Origin of the sequence: Pseudomonas sp. TMW22080 (genome assembly GCF_022496745.1) — a bacterium.
GTDB classification, from domain to species: domain Bacteria; phylum Pseudomonadota; class Gammaproteobacteria; order Pseudomonadales; family Pseudomonadaceae; genus Aquipseudomonas; species Aquipseudomonas bubulae.
Map to the genome: position 1 here is coordinate 558,752 of NZ_SCFF01000001.1, position 15,702 is coordinate 574,453.

At 57.0% G+C, this 15,702-nt stretch carries 10 protein-coding genes; 4 read left to right on the top strand and 6 right to left on the bottom strand.

Annotated elements, in window-relative coordinates; all coding sequences use genetic code 11:
• Positions 1-24: 24 nt before the first annotated feature.
• Positions 25-5,121, bottom strand: a complete 5,097-nt coding sequence (locus EQV96_RS02385) for an NEL-type E3 ubiquitin ligase domain-containing protein (RefSeq protein WP_240881208.1) — start codon at positions 5,119-5,121, stop codon at positions 25-27.
• 179 nt (positions 5,122-5,300) lie between these two features.
• Entirely contained in the window at positions 5,301-6,320 is a 1,020-nt protein-coding gene (sohB, locus tag EQV96_RS02390; RefSeq protein ID WP_095000406.1) for a protease SohB, read from the bottom strand.
• 207 nt (positions 6,321-6,527) lie between these two features.
• Here sohB and EQV96_RS02395 point away from each other — a divergent pair, with 207 nt between their 5' ends.
• The 4 genes from EQV96_RS02395 (at position 6,528) to EQV96_RS02410 (ending at position 9,670) form a co-directional block, all read left to right on the top strand.
• Complete coding sequence (locus EQV96_RS02395; protein WP_133144533.1) at positions 6,528-7,238, top strand: histidine phosphatase family protein; 711 nt, start codon at positions 6,528-6,530, stop codon at positions 7,236-7,238.
• Positions 7,239-7,295: 57 nt separating this feature from the next.
• Complete coding sequence (locus EQV96_RS02400; RefSeq protein WP_095000408.1) at positions 7,296-7,610, top strand: SCP2 sterol-binding domain-containing protein; 315 nt, start codon at positions 7,296-7,298, stop codon at positions 7,608-7,610.
• A 201-nt stretch (positions 7,611-7,811) separates the two neighbouring features.
• Entirely contained in the window at positions 7,812-8,879 is a 1,068-nt protein-coding gene (locus tag EQV96_RS02405; protein ID WP_240881210.1) for a phosphotransferase family protein, read from the top strand.
• Between the two features lie 23 nt (positions 8,880-8,902).
• On the top strand, positions 8,903-9,670 hold the full coding sequence (locus EQV96_RS02410; protein WP_095018034.1) for an SDR family oxidoreductase: 768 nt from the start codon (positions 8,903-8,905) through the stop codon (positions 9,668-9,670).
• Positions 9,671-9,778: 108 nt separating this feature from the next.
• Here EQV96_RS02410 and EQV96_RS02415 read toward each other — a convergent pair whose 3' ends face one another.
• The 4 genes from EQV96_RS02415 to EQV96_RS02430 all read right to left on the bottom strand — a co-directional run bounded on the left by EQV96_RS02415 (position 9,779) and on the right by EQV96_RS02430 (position 15,693).
• Positions 9,779-12,751, bottom strand: coding sequence for an RHS repeat-associated core domain-containing protein (locus EQV96_RS02415; RefSeq protein ID WP_240881211.1), 2,973 nt, complete (start codon positions 12,749-12,751; stop codon positions 9,779-9,781).
• A gap of 120 nt (positions 12,752-12,871) precedes the next feature.
• A complete protein-coding gene (locus EQV96_RS02420; RefSeq protein ID WP_095000412.1) occupies positions 12,872-13,978 on the bottom strand; it encodes a nitronate monooxygenase in 1,107 nt (368 codons plus the stop codon).
• A complete protein-coding gene (locus tag EQV96_RS02425; RefSeq protein ID WP_095000413.1) occupies positions 13,975-14,880 on the bottom strand; it encodes an enoyl-CoA hydratase in 906 nt (301 codons plus the stop codon). The genes EQV96_RS02420 and EQV96_RS02425 overlap by 4 nt, the downstream gene beginning before the upstream one ends.
• A 15-nt stretch (positions 14,881-14,895) precedes the next feature.
• Positions 14,896-15,693, bottom strand: coding sequence for a ketoacid CoA transferase (locus tag EQV96_RS02430; RefSeq protein WP_138738049.1), 798 nt, complete (start codon positions 15,691-15,693; stop codon positions 14,896-14,898).
• Between the last annotated feature and the right edge of the window lie 9 nt (positions 15,694-15,702).

Here is a 15,702-nt window from a genome sequence, read left to right on the forward strand (position 1 = left end):
GCGCCTGCATAACCCTGCGCAGGGTCAAGATTGCTCCTGGTCGAAAGGGTGTTTTTCAACTTCTTCACGGGTCAACTGGCTGATCAGTTCTTGCCTGGCCAGCAAACGACTTTCCCCTACAGCTTGGGTTTTCGACACATACTCCTGACTGGACAGCCTCTCCCTAGCCAGGTAAAGCCCCTGCATGCGTTCATGCAGCGGTGAGTCAACCGACTGAAAATGCTCGGGGTATTTCTTCTCCAGAAAGCGCTCCCAGAACCCCTGCTTTTCAATGTAAGCAATCCTCGCTTGCGCTGTATCCTCAGTCAAAACATACAGCTTGGCGGCTTCAAGCTGCTCGAGCGTGACATTGGCGACTCTTTCAAAAATCATGCTCTTGGGCCGCGCCGGCAAGCCAAGGTCAGCAGCCAGTTTGACCTGATAAAACATCTGTATCTCCAGCGGATCAACCTTTGCAATTCGCGCCTGCAAATCAGCCGGGCTGAGCCTCTGCGCCAGACGCAGCGCTTGTGCCGAACCCAAACGATAAGCCACTCCCTGCTGTTCCTCCGCCGTCATGTTCGCCAAGGGCTCAGATGCAAAATCCGGGCTGACCTCATCAATCAAGCCCTGCAATTGGCGCACGTACTCTGATTGCTCGGCATGGACTGCAGCAATTCGCGCCTCAACAACCCCCTGTACATGTTTATCCAGCAGTTCGATCCGCAGAAGTCCTTGTGCCAGTTGCAGCAGCTCTGCTTCGGCATTGACCGAGCTTTGCGCAATGAAGATCCGGTAACGAAGTTCAAGATCCGAAAAAATCATCGGAATCCCATCGGCGCAGGTATTGGGATTGGCTGAAACCTCAAACAGCTGGTTACGTAATTCGCTGAAATCGTGCATGGCATTGAGAACTTGCCAGACCCGTTGGCTTAAACTTTCACGTCCATGCAAATACTGGGAGGACGCACTGAGGTCTTCCAGCACGCGAAAAAAATCACTCGACCCGGCGATATCCCTCAAGCTGTTCCATACACGCGTCTCTGTGAACGTTGGCCGGGACGCCCAGTGAAAGATGCCGCGTACCTGGTCAACATGCCGACGTCGCGGAGCAATACCAAAACTGATGCCGTACTCTCGCCGATAATTCTCAAGGCGGCGTAACGAGTCGGCACTCAAAGGATTGTCATGCAGGTGAGTAACACTATTGATCGCTGTTCTGCCAGGTGACAAAACCTCCAGTGGAATGCGACTAATATTGTTGTCACGCATATCCAGGGTCTGCAGGTGGCTGAGCGACTCAACCCCTTCAGGCCAAGTCAGCAGACCACTGTAGCGTAGATACAAACGCTCAAGGTCAACCATGCGAGTCACCGAAATACGCCTGCCCAAGGGATTTCCCGTTAAATTCAAAGATTTCAACCGGGTCAGTCCCGCCAGAGCCGAAGCGGTTCGCCCGCTCAATACAATATGATTGTCCTGCAAGTTCAAGTTGACCAATTCGGACATACCGGCAATTTCCACGGGCAACTCACTGAGCTGGTTACTTTTCAGGGACAGGATGCGTAAGTTGGGAAACTTTTCCAAAAATGAACCGGGAAACTTTCCATTGGGTGAGTTGCTCAAGTGCAGTGCACTGACATGGGAAAAATCTGCCGATATCTCAGGCAAGCAATCAACTGGCCAACTATTGAGGTTCAGCACATATCCGGTGTGCTCACCCACGCTCACGGTTGCGGTCTGTCGGCGCCAGACATGGAGCAAAGCCTGGCTGATTGCACGCTTGTCCTGGGTCGTCACCAGTACCCGCGGGCCATTGCGCCGCTGACTCCAGACCGGCGAGTCCACCCAGCGCTCAAGATCGCTACGCAAGGTTTGAAGTTCGGCCTTGAACCTGGCCAGTACCCGGGTGGTCAACGCAGGTGAAAGTTCAAGATGGTATAAAAACTGGCTGACCGTTTCCTCACTCATCAACGGAAAAAGATCCATCACAAGATCCTTTATCACCAATGGCCTGCTCGCTTGCGCGGCATGGCCTGAGCGACCGCTGAGCCTGTAGCCTGCCCGCCCATCGGCCAGGCGCATGGGCGATTTGAACCAGGGTTTAACCTGCTGCATCCCCAGCGCATTGGCACTTTGCGCGCGATGACCGGCCGCATGGGATGCAATTTTCCAGCTTAAAAACACCCCCGGGTCAGTGTCGGGAAGCCCAAGCGACATACGCGCGGAAGACGGCAAGGCTTTGGCCACACATCTGCAAAGATAAGGGCTGCTGTATATATCATCTGTCGCGAGGCCCAAAAAATGGTACTCGCCCGCGCTTTTAAAAATCTCCTGGCTGTATCTGGACAACGGATTACCTACGGAGCTCAGTACTTGACCTGTGGCTCTGTCGCGCAATAGCAAGCGCTGACTGGGTGGCCAATCAGGCAAGTGGGTAAGGGTTTGCCATGCCAATGTATTGCTATCAACGTTACTTAGAGCCTCGAAATAGAGTCCCTCCAGTGCCCGGTTCAAACGCAATACCTGCGTGTAGCTGCGCGCCTCTTCCAGGATATGCAGCGGCAGGCGCCCGGTGCTCTGCACTGTTGCCATTTCGGCCGGGGCAAGTTGATCCATCAACTCGCCCATCACACTTGCCGGCAAACTCGGAAACTGTTTTTGCAACAGCTCCATCCGGGCTGTCACCACCTCGCCCCGTTTATACAGATGCGAGAACAGGTCAGACTTTGTAGCTTGGGCAAAGCGACCCAACTGGCGCGCCAATGCCTGTTCCTGTTGCTCAAGGCCATCGACAGATTGCCCCAACAAAACCTCGATTTGCGCCGAGGAGAAGGACTCCAGCGTGGTCTTGAGCAATTCTGCGTTCTTGATCTGGGCTTCGGTAACTTGCAGGCGGGGATGCGTAGACTCCACTTCAGGCCCGTACTCCATGACCATGGACCCGCGCATGTTCACCACGCGTAAAACTCTGTCCGCAGGCCAGCCCTCAAGACGAGTCAACAGCTCCAGTTGCAATTGCGCAGTATCGGTAGACACTTTGCCCCCCTGCTGCATTTGTACGATGAAGCGTTCGATCATTTGACTCAACTGCACGCGCCTCATGCTGTCTGCCAACGCAGGAGGTGGCGGCAGGTTATCCATGTGCAGCCTGCGCAACGCATCATCACTGGTATTGGATGCAGCCAGCACACGCTCGACCATAGCGTCCGATAACCCTTGGGCCGCAGGGCCCAACCGACGGAACAACTGCATACGCGACATTTGTATCGGATCATCGAGTTCATGCACCCACGCACCGCTGCCGTTATGCCTGACGCGTGGTGTGTAGGTGTACGGCTCGGTTGGGTGCTGGATATGACACCTTTGTGTCGCAGTATCGATTTTGACCTGATACACCTTGTCTTCCAGCTTAATAAACTGCTTGTTACCCATGCTATAGAGCCCTCGCGCATCGGGCTCGGCATCACCCAGCGCAAGGTTTGGGTATTGGTAGGGCCTGAGATCCGGCCGCCACAATCGTTTTTGACCTTTAACTGACGTGACTGCAACCAGTGCATCCACGACCGGCGATGGCCTGAGTGCTTTTGCCGCTGCAGTGCTGCTGGCAGCCAGCGCAAAATTCTCGGCAACATCGAACAAGTACTCCAGCGCGGCGGCCCGGTCTCCCCGCTGCCACGCCTTGATACCGTCATACACCTCAACCCCCAGTTGCATGACACTGGTTACCAGCAAGATCTCACCCAGAACCGGGACAAAACCCAACGCAACCATCAACAAGCTCACCCCCAGATTCAAGAAAGAGGCCTGACGTGCCAAACGACTTTTAGAGTCTTCATCTTCCGTGGGGACGATCAGCAACCTGGCATCATCTTTAATCTTGGCCAGCTGCAGCCCCCAGGCAATCAAAAATGGATCGTCAAACTTGGGCAGATGCCGGGTTTCGGACATCAATGCAGGTTCATTGATGATCGGTGGGCGGCGTAACAACAACGAATCCCAGGTTATATTTTTCAAGTCCGTGCGCCGCATAAACTCGGCGCGGTAACGCAAGGGAACCAAGTGAAAGAAATACGTGGCAAAGACGCTATTTTTTAACCACTCGCGCAGCGTCGCCTTTAATAAATCAAACGACTCGAATTCGTGAAACGCCGTGCCGGAACTGTTCGGCAAATAAAGTATGCAGGGCTGCGCCTCTTCGGCCGGTTTTCTCTGCGGCCAAAAAACAATAACTCCGGGAACCTCAAAGCCCATGATTTGAAGCGTGCTATGACCTGAGTGAATATACGAAAAGAGAGCACCCGGCGGAATCAAAAAATTCAATATATAGTTATATGATTGTGTCGTGACCTCCGCCTTCATATAGGCCACATGCAAGGCGCAGGCAAATTCCTGGCGCAGATTCTGCACAAATACAGCTTGCAACTTATACGCCTTTGAATTGGCATTGTCGGCAGGCCAATTATCATCCGCCGGTTCAAACACACGCGTCAAATGCCATTGATATTGCATGCCCAGGTTCAGGTCACGGCAGATCTGCGCAAAACCTTCGGGCTTTAATTCGGCCTGTTCAATCTGCTGCGTACCTCTGAGTGCATAAATGCACGACCCCTGGTCGAAGCCGCCTTCAACAGCCTCAAAAGCCTCATAGTTCTGCAACGCTGCCTGCAGCAGGCTGTGATGACTGACGCTCGATACCAGGTTCAGCTCCAATGACTCAGGTGTGAACTTCTCGGGCAAGGCAAGCTGGATCAGAGAATCAACTAGCCTGAATTGTTGCCGAGCAAAAAACAGCAACAGATTACTCAACAAGCGAACCTGTTTTATGCCATACCTCTTGGGGTCAGCATCTGTCCAGCCACGTGCCTTCAGCGCCTCCTTGAGCAACGGCTCGGCGAACGACTCTATCGGCTTGATTTGGGCCAGCACGCGCGCGACCTCGCGCTGAGCCATTTGCCCTAATTTGAAACTGTTAAGTAATCTTTCGCGCAACATCGGCGACGCATATTTAAACCAAGGTGCAAGCAACCCCGCAATATAGGTTTCGTGCTGGTTTTCAACCGGCACATTCGCCAATCGACGGGCATAGTCGACAACGGATCGTTCAGACTCTGATAACGGATAACTAATAGCATCGGTCATGGTAAAGGCTCGATAGGGATTCGTGCCTTCAGCTTATAGACAACACTAAAAAATAGTCGGCTGAATACTTGATAAAGAATCAGGTTATTTATTAAAAAACATGTTTTAAACGATAATTAACTACCGCACCAGACACAGACGCAGGCGCTGTTGTAAAACTTACAACAGCGCCTGACTAATCACCAGAAACGTGATTGGGTCAAACGACTCCACAATGAGTCAACAACATGTTCCGCCGAACTGCTGGCAGCCAGCCCCACACGCTCCTGCAAACTTTTGCGCTGGGCATAGTGCAGGTGATACAGCTGTGCATTCGCGGCCCGCTCGGACAAATACTCATCGCTGGTTTTCAATTCGTCGACCAGCTGTTTATCGACCGCAGCAACGCCCAGCCACACTTCGCCGGTCGCCACTTCATCAATCGCCAGCTGCGGGCGGTACTTGGACACGAAGTTCTTGAACAGCTGATGGGTGATATCCAGGTCCTGCTGGAACTTTTCACGACCTTTTTCAGTGTTTTCGCCAAATACCGTAAGCGTTCGCTTGTACTCGCCCGCCGTCAGCACTTCATAATCAATGTCGTGCTTTTTGAGCAGGCGATTGACGTTGGGCAACTGCGCCACCACACCGATGGAACCCAGAATTGCAAACGGTGCACTGATAATCTTCTGGCCGATACAAGCCATCATGTAGCCACCGCTGGCAGCAACTTTATCGATGCAGATCGTCAGCGGAATGCCTGCCTGACGGATACGTGCCAATTGCGACGACGCAAGGCCATAGCTGTGCACCATGCCACCACCACTTTCCAGACGCAGCACCACTTCGTCAGTCGGCCTGGCCAGGGTCAGCAAGGCAGTAATTTCATGGCGCAGGCTTTCTGTCGCCGAAGCCTTGATATCACCGTGAAAATCCAGCACGAAGACATTTGCCTTGGTTTCTGGCTGTTTTTTCAGTTTTTTGTCGGCCTTGGCAGTCTGCTTGCGCAGTGCCTTGAACTGGTCTTTGGACAGCAGCGATTGCTCCAGGCGTTCACGCAGGCCCTTGTAGAAATCATTGAGCTTGGTGACCTGCAATTGCCCGGTAGAACGGCGCCCTTTGCCACGCAATGCAGCAACAGTCACCAGCACCACCACAATGGCGACCACCAGAGTCACGGTTTTAGCCAGAAAACTGGCGTACTCGGCAAGAAATTCCACAGCCTCTCCTTGAAAACGATTGCAGCCCGAGGGTCAGGGCCGCGCAATGGCAACCAGCATACCGACGCCAACCGGGGCCTGCCAGCCGTGAAACACCTTGATCAGGGGCATTGGCAGCAATTCAAACAAGCGTATGTTTTTTCATTGACAGCCACTTGCCATCCTCCTAACCTCGCCTGACTTTCAGTGCTCAGGAATGACGCGCACGTGGGCAGCATCTATTTGATCAGACATGGCCAGGCCTCCTTTGGTGCAGATGACTATGACAAGTTGTCACCACTGGGCGTGCACCAGGCGCAAATTGCCGGTCAGCATCTGGCCGAACTGGATTTGCGCTTTGACCGTTGCCTGGCCGGTGATCTGACACGTCAGCAAGACACCGCACGCCATGCCCTGGCACAACTGCACGCCGCCGGGCTGCCCGCCCCTACACTGGAAACAGACGCTGCCTTCAACGAATTCGATGCTTACGCCATCCTTGATGCCCTGCTTCCCGGCTTGCTGCCGGACGAGCCAGAGGCCCTGACGGCGATGAACAATGCCGCCCACAATCCGGCAGAGTTCCAGCGCATTTTCGAACTGATCATCGAGCGCTGGCTCAGTGGCACTTACGATACCCCTGGACTGGAAACCTGGCTGGGCTTTGTCGAACGGGTGCAGGGCGGACTGAACCGCCTGCTCGACCTTGCCAAGGGCCAGCAGAACATTGTCGTGTTCACTTCTGCAGGCACCATTACGGCCCTGGTCCACCTATTGACCCGAATTCCGGCCACCGATGCCTTCAAGCTCGGCTGGCAAATCGTCAATACCTCGCTCAGCCAGCTCAAGTTTCATGGCCGCGAGGTCACCCTGGCTTCCTTCAACAGTCATGTGCATTTGCAACTGTTGAAGACGCCGTCACTCATCACCTATCGTTGAGCGTCGGCAACCGTGGCCTTCGGGCCGCCGTACTCCACCCTATATAAGGATCGAACCATGACTTCTGTAGCTGATGCCGTTCAAGCAATGAAAGCCAAATTCAACCCAGCCGCTGCTGCAGGCCTGGACCTGGTTTTTGGTTTCCGCATCGATGAAGATAAACACTTCTCGCTGATCGTTAAAGACAGCACTTGTGAACTCAAAGAAGGTGAAAACCCTGACGCCCAGGTCACCCTGGTGATGGACGGCGAGACCCTGGAAGGCATCGTTAGCGGCGAAACCGATGGCATGCAGGCATTTATGGGCGGCAAACTGCGCGCTGAAGGCGACATGATGCTGGCCATGAAACTGAGCGAGCTGTTCCCGGCCTAAGCCACACGCAGCACCGAAAACCGAAGCCCACGCGCTTCGGTTTTTTTTGCCCTGCGGTTTATTGAGGCAGTGGCCATCAAAGACGCTGATCCCCTGCTAACAGCCCTGCCTATTAAGGCAGCAGCCGACTTGTCGAGACCCGGGCCGCCCATTAGATTAGCGAATGTTGTCAGGCCTCAACTATAAACAGAAGAGATAAACATGGCGCTTACCGACTCGTCCACCCGCATCCGCACCGGCGAAGAACTCGACGCCAGCCGCATTGACCCTTACCTCAAGGCAAATATTCCTGGCCTTGTGGGGGAACCTGCGATCAGCCAGTTCCCCGGCGGCGCCTCGAACCTGACTTACCTGATTGAATACCCGGTTCGAGAGCTGGTACTGCGCCGCCCGCCCTTTGGCCAAAAGGCCAAATCGGCGCACGACATGGGCCGCGAGTTTCGCATCCTCAATCAGCTCAAGGACGCCTTCCCCTACTGCCCCAGGGCCTACGCCCACTGCTCCGACGAAAGTCTGATCGGCTCCGGGTTCTATGTCATGGAACGGGTCAGGGGCATCATCCTGCGCTCGGATCTGCCGCAGGAACTGGCATTGGGCGCCGACGCCACCCGAACCCTGTGCAAGAGCTTTATCGACAAACTGGTCGAGTTGCATCGCGTTGACTACAACGCCTGCGGCCTGGCCGATCTGGGTAAGCCGCAAGGCTACGTGCAGCGCCAGATCAGCGGCTGGAGCGAGCGCTACGAAAAGGCCCTGACCCCGGATGCACCCCATTGGCACGCAGTAAAAGACTGGCTGCACGCCAAAATGCCAGCCGACTACCCGACCCCGGCTATCGTTCACAACGACTACCGCTTTGATAATGTGATCCTCGATCCCGCCAACCCGATGCAGATCATCGGCGTGCTGGACTGGGAGCTGACTACGCTAGGTGATCCGCTGATGGACCTGGGCAACACCCTCGCCTACTGGATCGAGGCGGATGACCCAGCACCGGTGCAACTGATGCGGCGCCAGCCGAGCAACGCTCCGGGTATGTTGACCCGCCGCGAATTTGTGGATTACTACGCCGAGCGTTCCGGGATTCAGATAGACAACTACGATTTCTACTACACCTACGGCCTGTTTCGTCTGGCGGGTATCGTTCAACAGATCTACTACCGCTACTACCACGGCCAGACCGCAGACAAACGTTTTGCCCAGTTCATACAAATGAACGCGCTGCTGGAGCAGATGAGCCTCAACGTCATTCGCCGCTCCAGCCTCTAAGCCCCAGATAACAGGGAATCAACATGTCCAGGACTCAACTGTTCGACCTTGATGGCAAAATCGCTTTTGTTTCCGGTGCCAGCCGCGGCATCGGTGAAGCCATTGCCAGGCTGCTGGCCCAACAAGGTGCCCACGTCATTGTCTCCAGCCGCAAACTCGAAGGCTGCCAGCCAGTGGCCGATGCAATCATCGCCGAGGGCGGCAAGGCCACTGCCATCGCCTGCCATATTGGCGAAATGGAACAGATCACTCAGACCTTTGCGCGCATACGCGCAGACTTTGGCCGCATCGATATTCTGGTCAACAACGCCGCGACCAATCCGCAGTTCTGCAACGTACTGGACACCGACCTTGGCGCTTTCCAGAAAACCGTCGATGTAAATATTCGCGGCTATTTCTTTATGTCCGTGGAGGCAGGGAAGCTGATGCGTGAGCACGGCGGCGGCAGCATCATTAACGTAGCCTCGATCAACGGCGTATCGCCGGGAGTGTTCCAGGGTGTGTATTCGATGACCAAGGCAGCGGTGATCAATATGACCAAGGTGTTTGCCAAGGAATGTGCAGGGTTCGGCATTCGTTGCAATGCGTTACTACCGGGGCTGACCGACACCAAGTTTGCCTCGGCGCTGGTCAGCAACGACGCCATTCTCAAGACCGCCCTGCAACACATCCCGCTCAAACGCGTCGCCGCCCCCGGCGAAATGGCCGGGGCTGTGCTGTATCTGGCAAGCGATGCATCGAGCTACACCACGGGTATCTCGCTGAATGTAGATGGCGGATTTCTGTCCTGATACCAAGCGCTGCCACGATGATCTGGCAAGCCTCAGACAGCGTGGCGTATCACACCAAACCGGAGCACTATCATCGCGAACAGGCCCGCCGCCGCAGGTTATCCATCATCAGTGCTTGACCGGTCTCCAACGCTTGAACAGGCTGTTGTAACCACTTCTGGCCGTTTGCAGCAAAAGCCCACGCACCTCGGTCAGTGCCGATACCGCCCCTTTGGCAGCCCCCACCCAGGCCCTGGCCCGTGAACTTTGCTGCGCTATCGGCGAACCTGTGACATACGCGGCGATGGCCTCGATCCCGACCCCGGCCCAGTAAACCCACGTCTGATTGAACATCCTGCTCATGCCTCCATGAAACGTGGCCATCCCTGGCGGGATCTGCAGCGTATTCACGTGACGATCCAGCTGAGCAGATTGATGGCCTGCGCGAATGTAAGTACCCGCCGCCCCGTCATAAGCCTCGATCACAGGGGCTATATTCGGCTGCAGTGGCCCTGGCACAAACTGACCATAGACCGCGTTGGGAACAGTAGCCAGGCCATAGGCACCTGCGCTCATCATCGTTCGCATGACTCTGGAGCTTACCGGGGTCTGGCCCCAGGACACGCTGTCACCGTAACCTCTCAAGGTCTGCTGCAGGACTTCACGTGTAAGTGAGCGCACATGCCCCGCCAGCCTCACTCGAGCCACGGGATCCCAAACCTCATCAGAACCCGCCCCCTCGCTGGCACCTCGCATTTCAAAGCCCCTGTGCGTAACGTTTGCGGCAATAAAACCGATAAAGGGGCTCCAGTGAGTCAAGTTTGCAAAAAGCCCGGTACCCATGTGCATGACAGCCAGTGCATCAATGGCATTTACCGTACTTCGCAAGGCAACATTGAGCCCGTGAGTCGGTTGACGACCCTCAAACAGGGCCAGGTCGACCCCCACCCCGACAACATTACTGATCCAGGTTGCCAGCCCATCACGAATCGCGGCGGCACTCGAAGCCTGCCACCGCGACCTGATCTGCCTGGACAGCCCGGAGATGGCCGAGTGCAATCCGGCAAACCGGCCAATAGCCGCCTCCGAACTCAGCAGGCCCTGCTCGTCGACCCTGCCGACGGGATTGCCCAGCGCCATCGCGTACAGGTTCATGCCATCAATATCATCGCCCGGATCGGCGCTGATCCAGCGCGCCAGCCACGGTGCGTAATACCGCAAGCCGTAATAGTAAAGCCCGCTGGCATCGCGCTCCTTGCCCGAATAGCGAATAAATTTATAACGGGCTTCAAGGGTATTTTTCGTCGCCCACCAGGCAGTGGCTCCATAGGGGTAGTAGCTTTCCTGACTGAGTAACCGCCCAGAGCCATCCAGCTCCAGCATGCTGCAGCCCAGATGGTCCGAGAGGCTCAAACGCATGTGTTCGTTATCGATGCTTTCGGGGCGCCCCTTCTCCCACTGCAATATGCTCGCGCTATTGAGATCACCGACCACCATCAGCACATTCACCCATTCGCCCGTGGCGCTGTTGCGCCGGACTTCGAGACCGGGCAAGTAATACACCTCTTCACGACGGGGCTGACGATGGCCATGGGACTGTCTGATTTTAAGCGCCCTTGCCCCGCTGCTGTCGTAGACATAGGCCTCATCATCGTTGGCACCGTCCTGACGTGTGACACGGGTAACTCGCTGCAATTGATTGCGCAGGGTCCAGCTTAGCCACTGCCCCGGTTCGAGTACCTGCTGGTTGCCATTCGCGTCAAAGCCGCTTGCCAGCCCGGGGCGGGCGGGCAGCCCCGACTTTTGTTCAAGGCCGTGATTGCTGTGGTCAGCCACGTTCATCTGTCGCGTATAGCCAGAACCGTGGCTGGGCATGTGTTGCAGCCGGGCAAGATTGCCGCCTGCATCGTAGGTATACGACTGACGGTAGTTACGCATACGCTGAACGTTGGTCGCACCCAGGCCCGCAGCAACGGGCAGCTGCGGGCCATTGAGATTGCTGGCGTTTTCACGGCCCGTGGCTTCTATCAGCTGGTAGAGCGAGTCGTAGGTATAAGTGCTCAATGCTTGCAGCCGGGTATTATCAGACCACAGCACAGGTTGCGCCGCATCACGGATACTCAGCACATTGCCAACCCGGTCATAGACATAGTTCAAGTCCTGCAAGGCTTCACCCGGATTACTGGTGCGCCATGTTTTCAGTTGCTGTAGGCGGTCATCCAACGGGCTGTAGGCCAGGGCACGCACTACCCCGTTGCCCGACCGTTCAACTTCTATCTGGCCGCTCGCGTTATAGGATCTTTGCTGCACCACACTGTGCTGGCGACCGCTGCCGAGATTGACCATCACCGCAGCCAGCAGACCGTCCACATCATGGCGCATACGCTGCCGATTGCCCTGGGCATCGATTTGCTCAACCAACTGGCCCACAGCATCACGGCGCCATTGAGTGCGCCAGCTTCGGGATTCAAGGTGCTGCTCACGCAACCCGGCCTGCGGCGACCAGTTGGGCGCTTGGGATGCGTCACGTACGAATCGCCGTGACTGACTCGTCACCTGCCCCAGCAGGTCATAGCCCTCAAACCACAGCGTGCCGGCAGGGTCGTCATGACGGATCAGCCGGGCGCAGCCATTTTGGCGCGCATGCACAGCGCTGTTGTCGGCATAGGTCAGACGCTCGACACAATGCGCAACCTCAGTTCCGGCGCCCTGTTCGAATACGGCGTTCAGGCGCAGCAGTTCATCGTATTCCCAGATGCTGCGGGTACCCCGGGCATCCCAACTAAAGCGCAGTTGCCCGCCCGCCCCTGCCAAGCTGATACGCACGCCGCGGTCAACACTGTCGCTGCGCAGCAGGCGCCCCGACAGCGAAGATCGATTGCGCTGATTGGGCTCCGTAGTCGGATTTTTACGGCGCAATGCCACCAGACGCGGATCCCACTGTTCGGTCAAAAAACCGCTGGGGCCAAACACCTGGCGGCTGATCCTCGCTTCAGGTTCCTGCGCCGCAGTGCGCCGATGACAGGCCACCGTGCAGATGGCCAGCCCGCGAGGGTCATAAGCGGTTAGCAAGGGAGTATGGCGATGCAAGGCTTGGGGCATAAATCAGCTTCCTGAACTGCACAATAATTAAAAAGTGTAGTGATCAGAATGCTTGCCCCACGGGCCAGAGCGGACAGGCTTTGTATCCAGATAAGTTAAATTACAGCAGAGCCAGCCGTTTCAGATGGCTGCCGCTTCCCCCGCCTTACAGCGCGCTGCCTGATGACGTGCATTCACCGCTATCAGGCAGCGCTCGGCCTCTTGCACCATCTCGTCGATCAGGCTCTGGCAACTTTTCAGTTCGCCAATGGCAGCGGCCACCTGCCCGCTGGACAAAATCCCCTCATCCGGTACGCCATCCACCATCGAGCGCTGCAACAGCACCGGCTGATTGGCCGCCATCACCGTCTGCGACAGCGCAGCAGGGTCTTCTTTTATTGATTTGGCAAATACACCGAGCATATGCCCAAGGCTCATGCCGGTGTGTTGCTTCCAGTGCCAGGCGCTGCCCAGGGCAATGCGCAGGCGGCCAAAGGCACCGGCTTTTTCCAGACGATTGATAAAAGCGTTTTCGATCATGCGGTGGCGCATGCCATCCACTGCCGTCGTCACGCGAATCTGCTGTGGGTCGGTCACTTTCACGTAACGCTCCAGCGTCGCGATCGGGGTGGGCGATTCCTGGGTCATCAGGAACCGCGTGCCCATGGCCACCCCGGCCGCACCTGTGGCCAGCGCCCCGGCCAGCCCGCGCCCGGTGGAATAGCCCCCCGCGGCAATCACCGGCACCCGCACCGCATCCAGCACCTGCGGCAGTAAAATGGTGCTCGGCACGCCCCCGGTATGCCCGCCACCCTCGCCGCCCTGTACGGTGACCATGTCTGCGCCCAGTTCCACGGCCTTGAGTGCGTGTTTAAGCGCACCCACGGTGGGAATGCACAACACCCCGGCCTTTTTGAAACGCCCGATGGTCTGACGGTCGGGGCCGCGGCCATAGCTGACGGCTCGCAGGCGGTACTTGATGGCCAGGTCCACGCACTGCGCGGCGTTTTCCTGGAACATATGGAAATTGAGGCCGAAATTACTCCCCCCCGTGGCCTCGATCACCCGCAGGATTTGGCCCTCCAGCTGATCCGCCGCAATGGTCGCTCCGGCCAGAAAACCGAAGGCCCCCGCACGGGTACTGGCGATCACCAGATTGGCGTCCGCTACCCAGCCCATCGCGGTTTGCACTATGGGGTAACGGCAGCCCAGGGCATCGGTCAATGCCGTTTGCAGATAGTCACTCATCCACGCTCTCCCGCAGCACTCTTGTTCGCTTCAATCATGGCCTTGGCGTCATAGCCGCCCAGCTTGTCCCCGGACAGCAGCTCGTTATGGCTATGGGCGAAGTGATGCCAGGCAAACACCGCGTCCATCGCCGTACGCTTGCCCTGCAAGTCCTCGACGTGATTGATCGCCTGCTTGGTCAGGGCCAGGCCCATGCGCGGCTGTTTGGCGATGGCCGCTGCCAGCGCATAGGTACCGGCCTCCAGCCCTTCGCGGGTAAACAGGCGATTAACCATGCCCATCTGGTAGGCGCGTTCGGCGCTCATACGATCGCCAGTAAACAGAAACTCCTTGGCAATGCGCGGGTTCAGTTCATAGGGGTGGGCAAAATACTCAACCCCCGGAATGCCCATGCGTACCACCGGGTCCTGAAAAAAAGCATCGTCACTGGCCACGATCAAATCACAGACCCAGGCCAGCATCAGCCCGCCGGCAATGCACGCCCCCTGCACCATGGCAATGGTCGGCTTGGGCAGTTCGCGCCAGCGCCGGCACATGCCCAGGTACACCTCTTGCTCGCGGGCATAGAGGTACTCGCCGCCCGGCTTGTTGGTGTGGTCCCACCACAGGCTGGCGCGCTCAAATTCCTTGTTGATATCGCGCCCCGGCGTGCCGATATCGTGCCCTGCGGAAAAATGCTTGCCATTGCCGCGCAGCACAATGACCTTCACCGCATCGTCATTGACGGCACGGCGCAAGGCGTCGTCCAGGGCGTAGGTCATCTGTGAGTTTTGCGCGTTATTGACGGTCGGCCGGTTCATGGTCAGCGTGGCGATACCATCGGCCACCCCATAAAGCACCGGGTCCTCGGTTTCATACACAGCGGTGTCAGCCCGCTGCACAAATTCGCTGTCGCTGCTCATATGAACTCCTGGCCATCAGGCCTGACGAATGCCGGGCGGGTTGCCCTTGAGCGCAGAGGCGCGATAGTCATGGGGATCGAGGCGGCGGATCAGCGCCAGTTGCTCCGGCGTCGGCGCCACGGTCTGCTTGAGGTCGGCGGCCTTGAGCAGCGGGAATCCGGTTTTCTCCTGTACCTCTTCAAAGCTCACGCCCGGATGCAGGGAGCGTACCTGTACGGCGCGATCCGGTCCGCCGAAGTCCATCACACACAGGTCGGTAACGATCAGGCGGATGTCCATCAGGTCGCTGCGCATGCCCTCTTCCCAGCGCTCGGGCTTGAAGCCGACACCCGAGACCATGTCCACTTCCCCGGCGACAAACGCCCGGGTGTTGTGCGACGGCACGAAGAACGAGTTGATATGGTTGATGCTGTTGCCCGGCAAACCGCGCACCCCGAGCATTGCTACTTTGGGCTTTTGGTAGTCGCCAATGCACGACAGGTTGGTCTGGCCCCAGCGGTCGATCTGGGTCGGACCGATCATGGCGTGGCGACGCCCGCCCCACACGCACTCGAACACCCGCTCGAACGACAGATAACCCGAATAACGCGGTACAAAATCTCCACGCGGCCCCAGGGGAATAGGCTCTTCCACCAGAAATGCCTCGCTGTCGGTCATCAACAGTTCCGGGCTATGGGTCAGTTTGGCCAGGCTCGCGCCCAGGCGCGGGATTACCCCCAGGCCCGAAGCAATCACTTCGCCGTTACCGCGCCAGGCTTCACAGGCGGCCACGATCAACAGTTCAGCCAGGGTAAATTCGCAAGTAGCAGTCATGTCCACACT

Excerpts from the sequence above, each read along its gene's own strand:
- EQV96_RS02385 (WP_240881208.1), bottom strand. The coding sequence starts at position 5,121 with ATGACCGATGCTATTAGTTATCCGTTATCAGAGTCTGAACGATCCGTT.
- EQV96_RS02400 (WP_095000408.1), top strand. The coding sequence starts at position 7,296 with ATGACTTCTGTAGCTGATGCCGTTCAAGCAATGAAAGCCAAATTCAAC.
- EQV96_RS02405 (WP_240881210.1), top strand. The coding sequence starts at position 7,812 with ATGGCGCTTACCGACTCGTCCACCCGCATCCGCACCGGCGAAGAACTC.
- EQV96_RS02410 (WP_095018034.1), top strand. The coding sequence starts at position 8,903 with ATGTCCAGGACTCAACTGTTCGACCTTGATGGCAAAATCGCTTTTGTT.
- EQV96_RS02415 (WP_240881211.1), bottom strand. The coding sequence starts at position 12,751 with ATGCCCCAAGCCTTGCATCGCCATACTCCCTTGCTAACCGCTTATGAC.
- EQV96_RS02420 (WP_095000412.1), bottom strand. The coding sequence starts at position 13,978 with ATGAGTGACTATCTGCAAACGGCATTGACCGATGCCCTGGGCTGCCGT.
- EQV96_RS02425 (WP_095000413.1), bottom strand. The coding sequence starts at position 14,880 with ATGAGCAGCGACAGCGAATTTGTGCAGCGGGCTGACACCGCTGTGTAT.
- EQV96_RS02430 (WP_138738049.1), bottom strand. The coding sequence starts at position 15,693 with ATGACTGCTACTTGCGAATTTACCCTGGCTGAACTGTTGATCGTGGCC.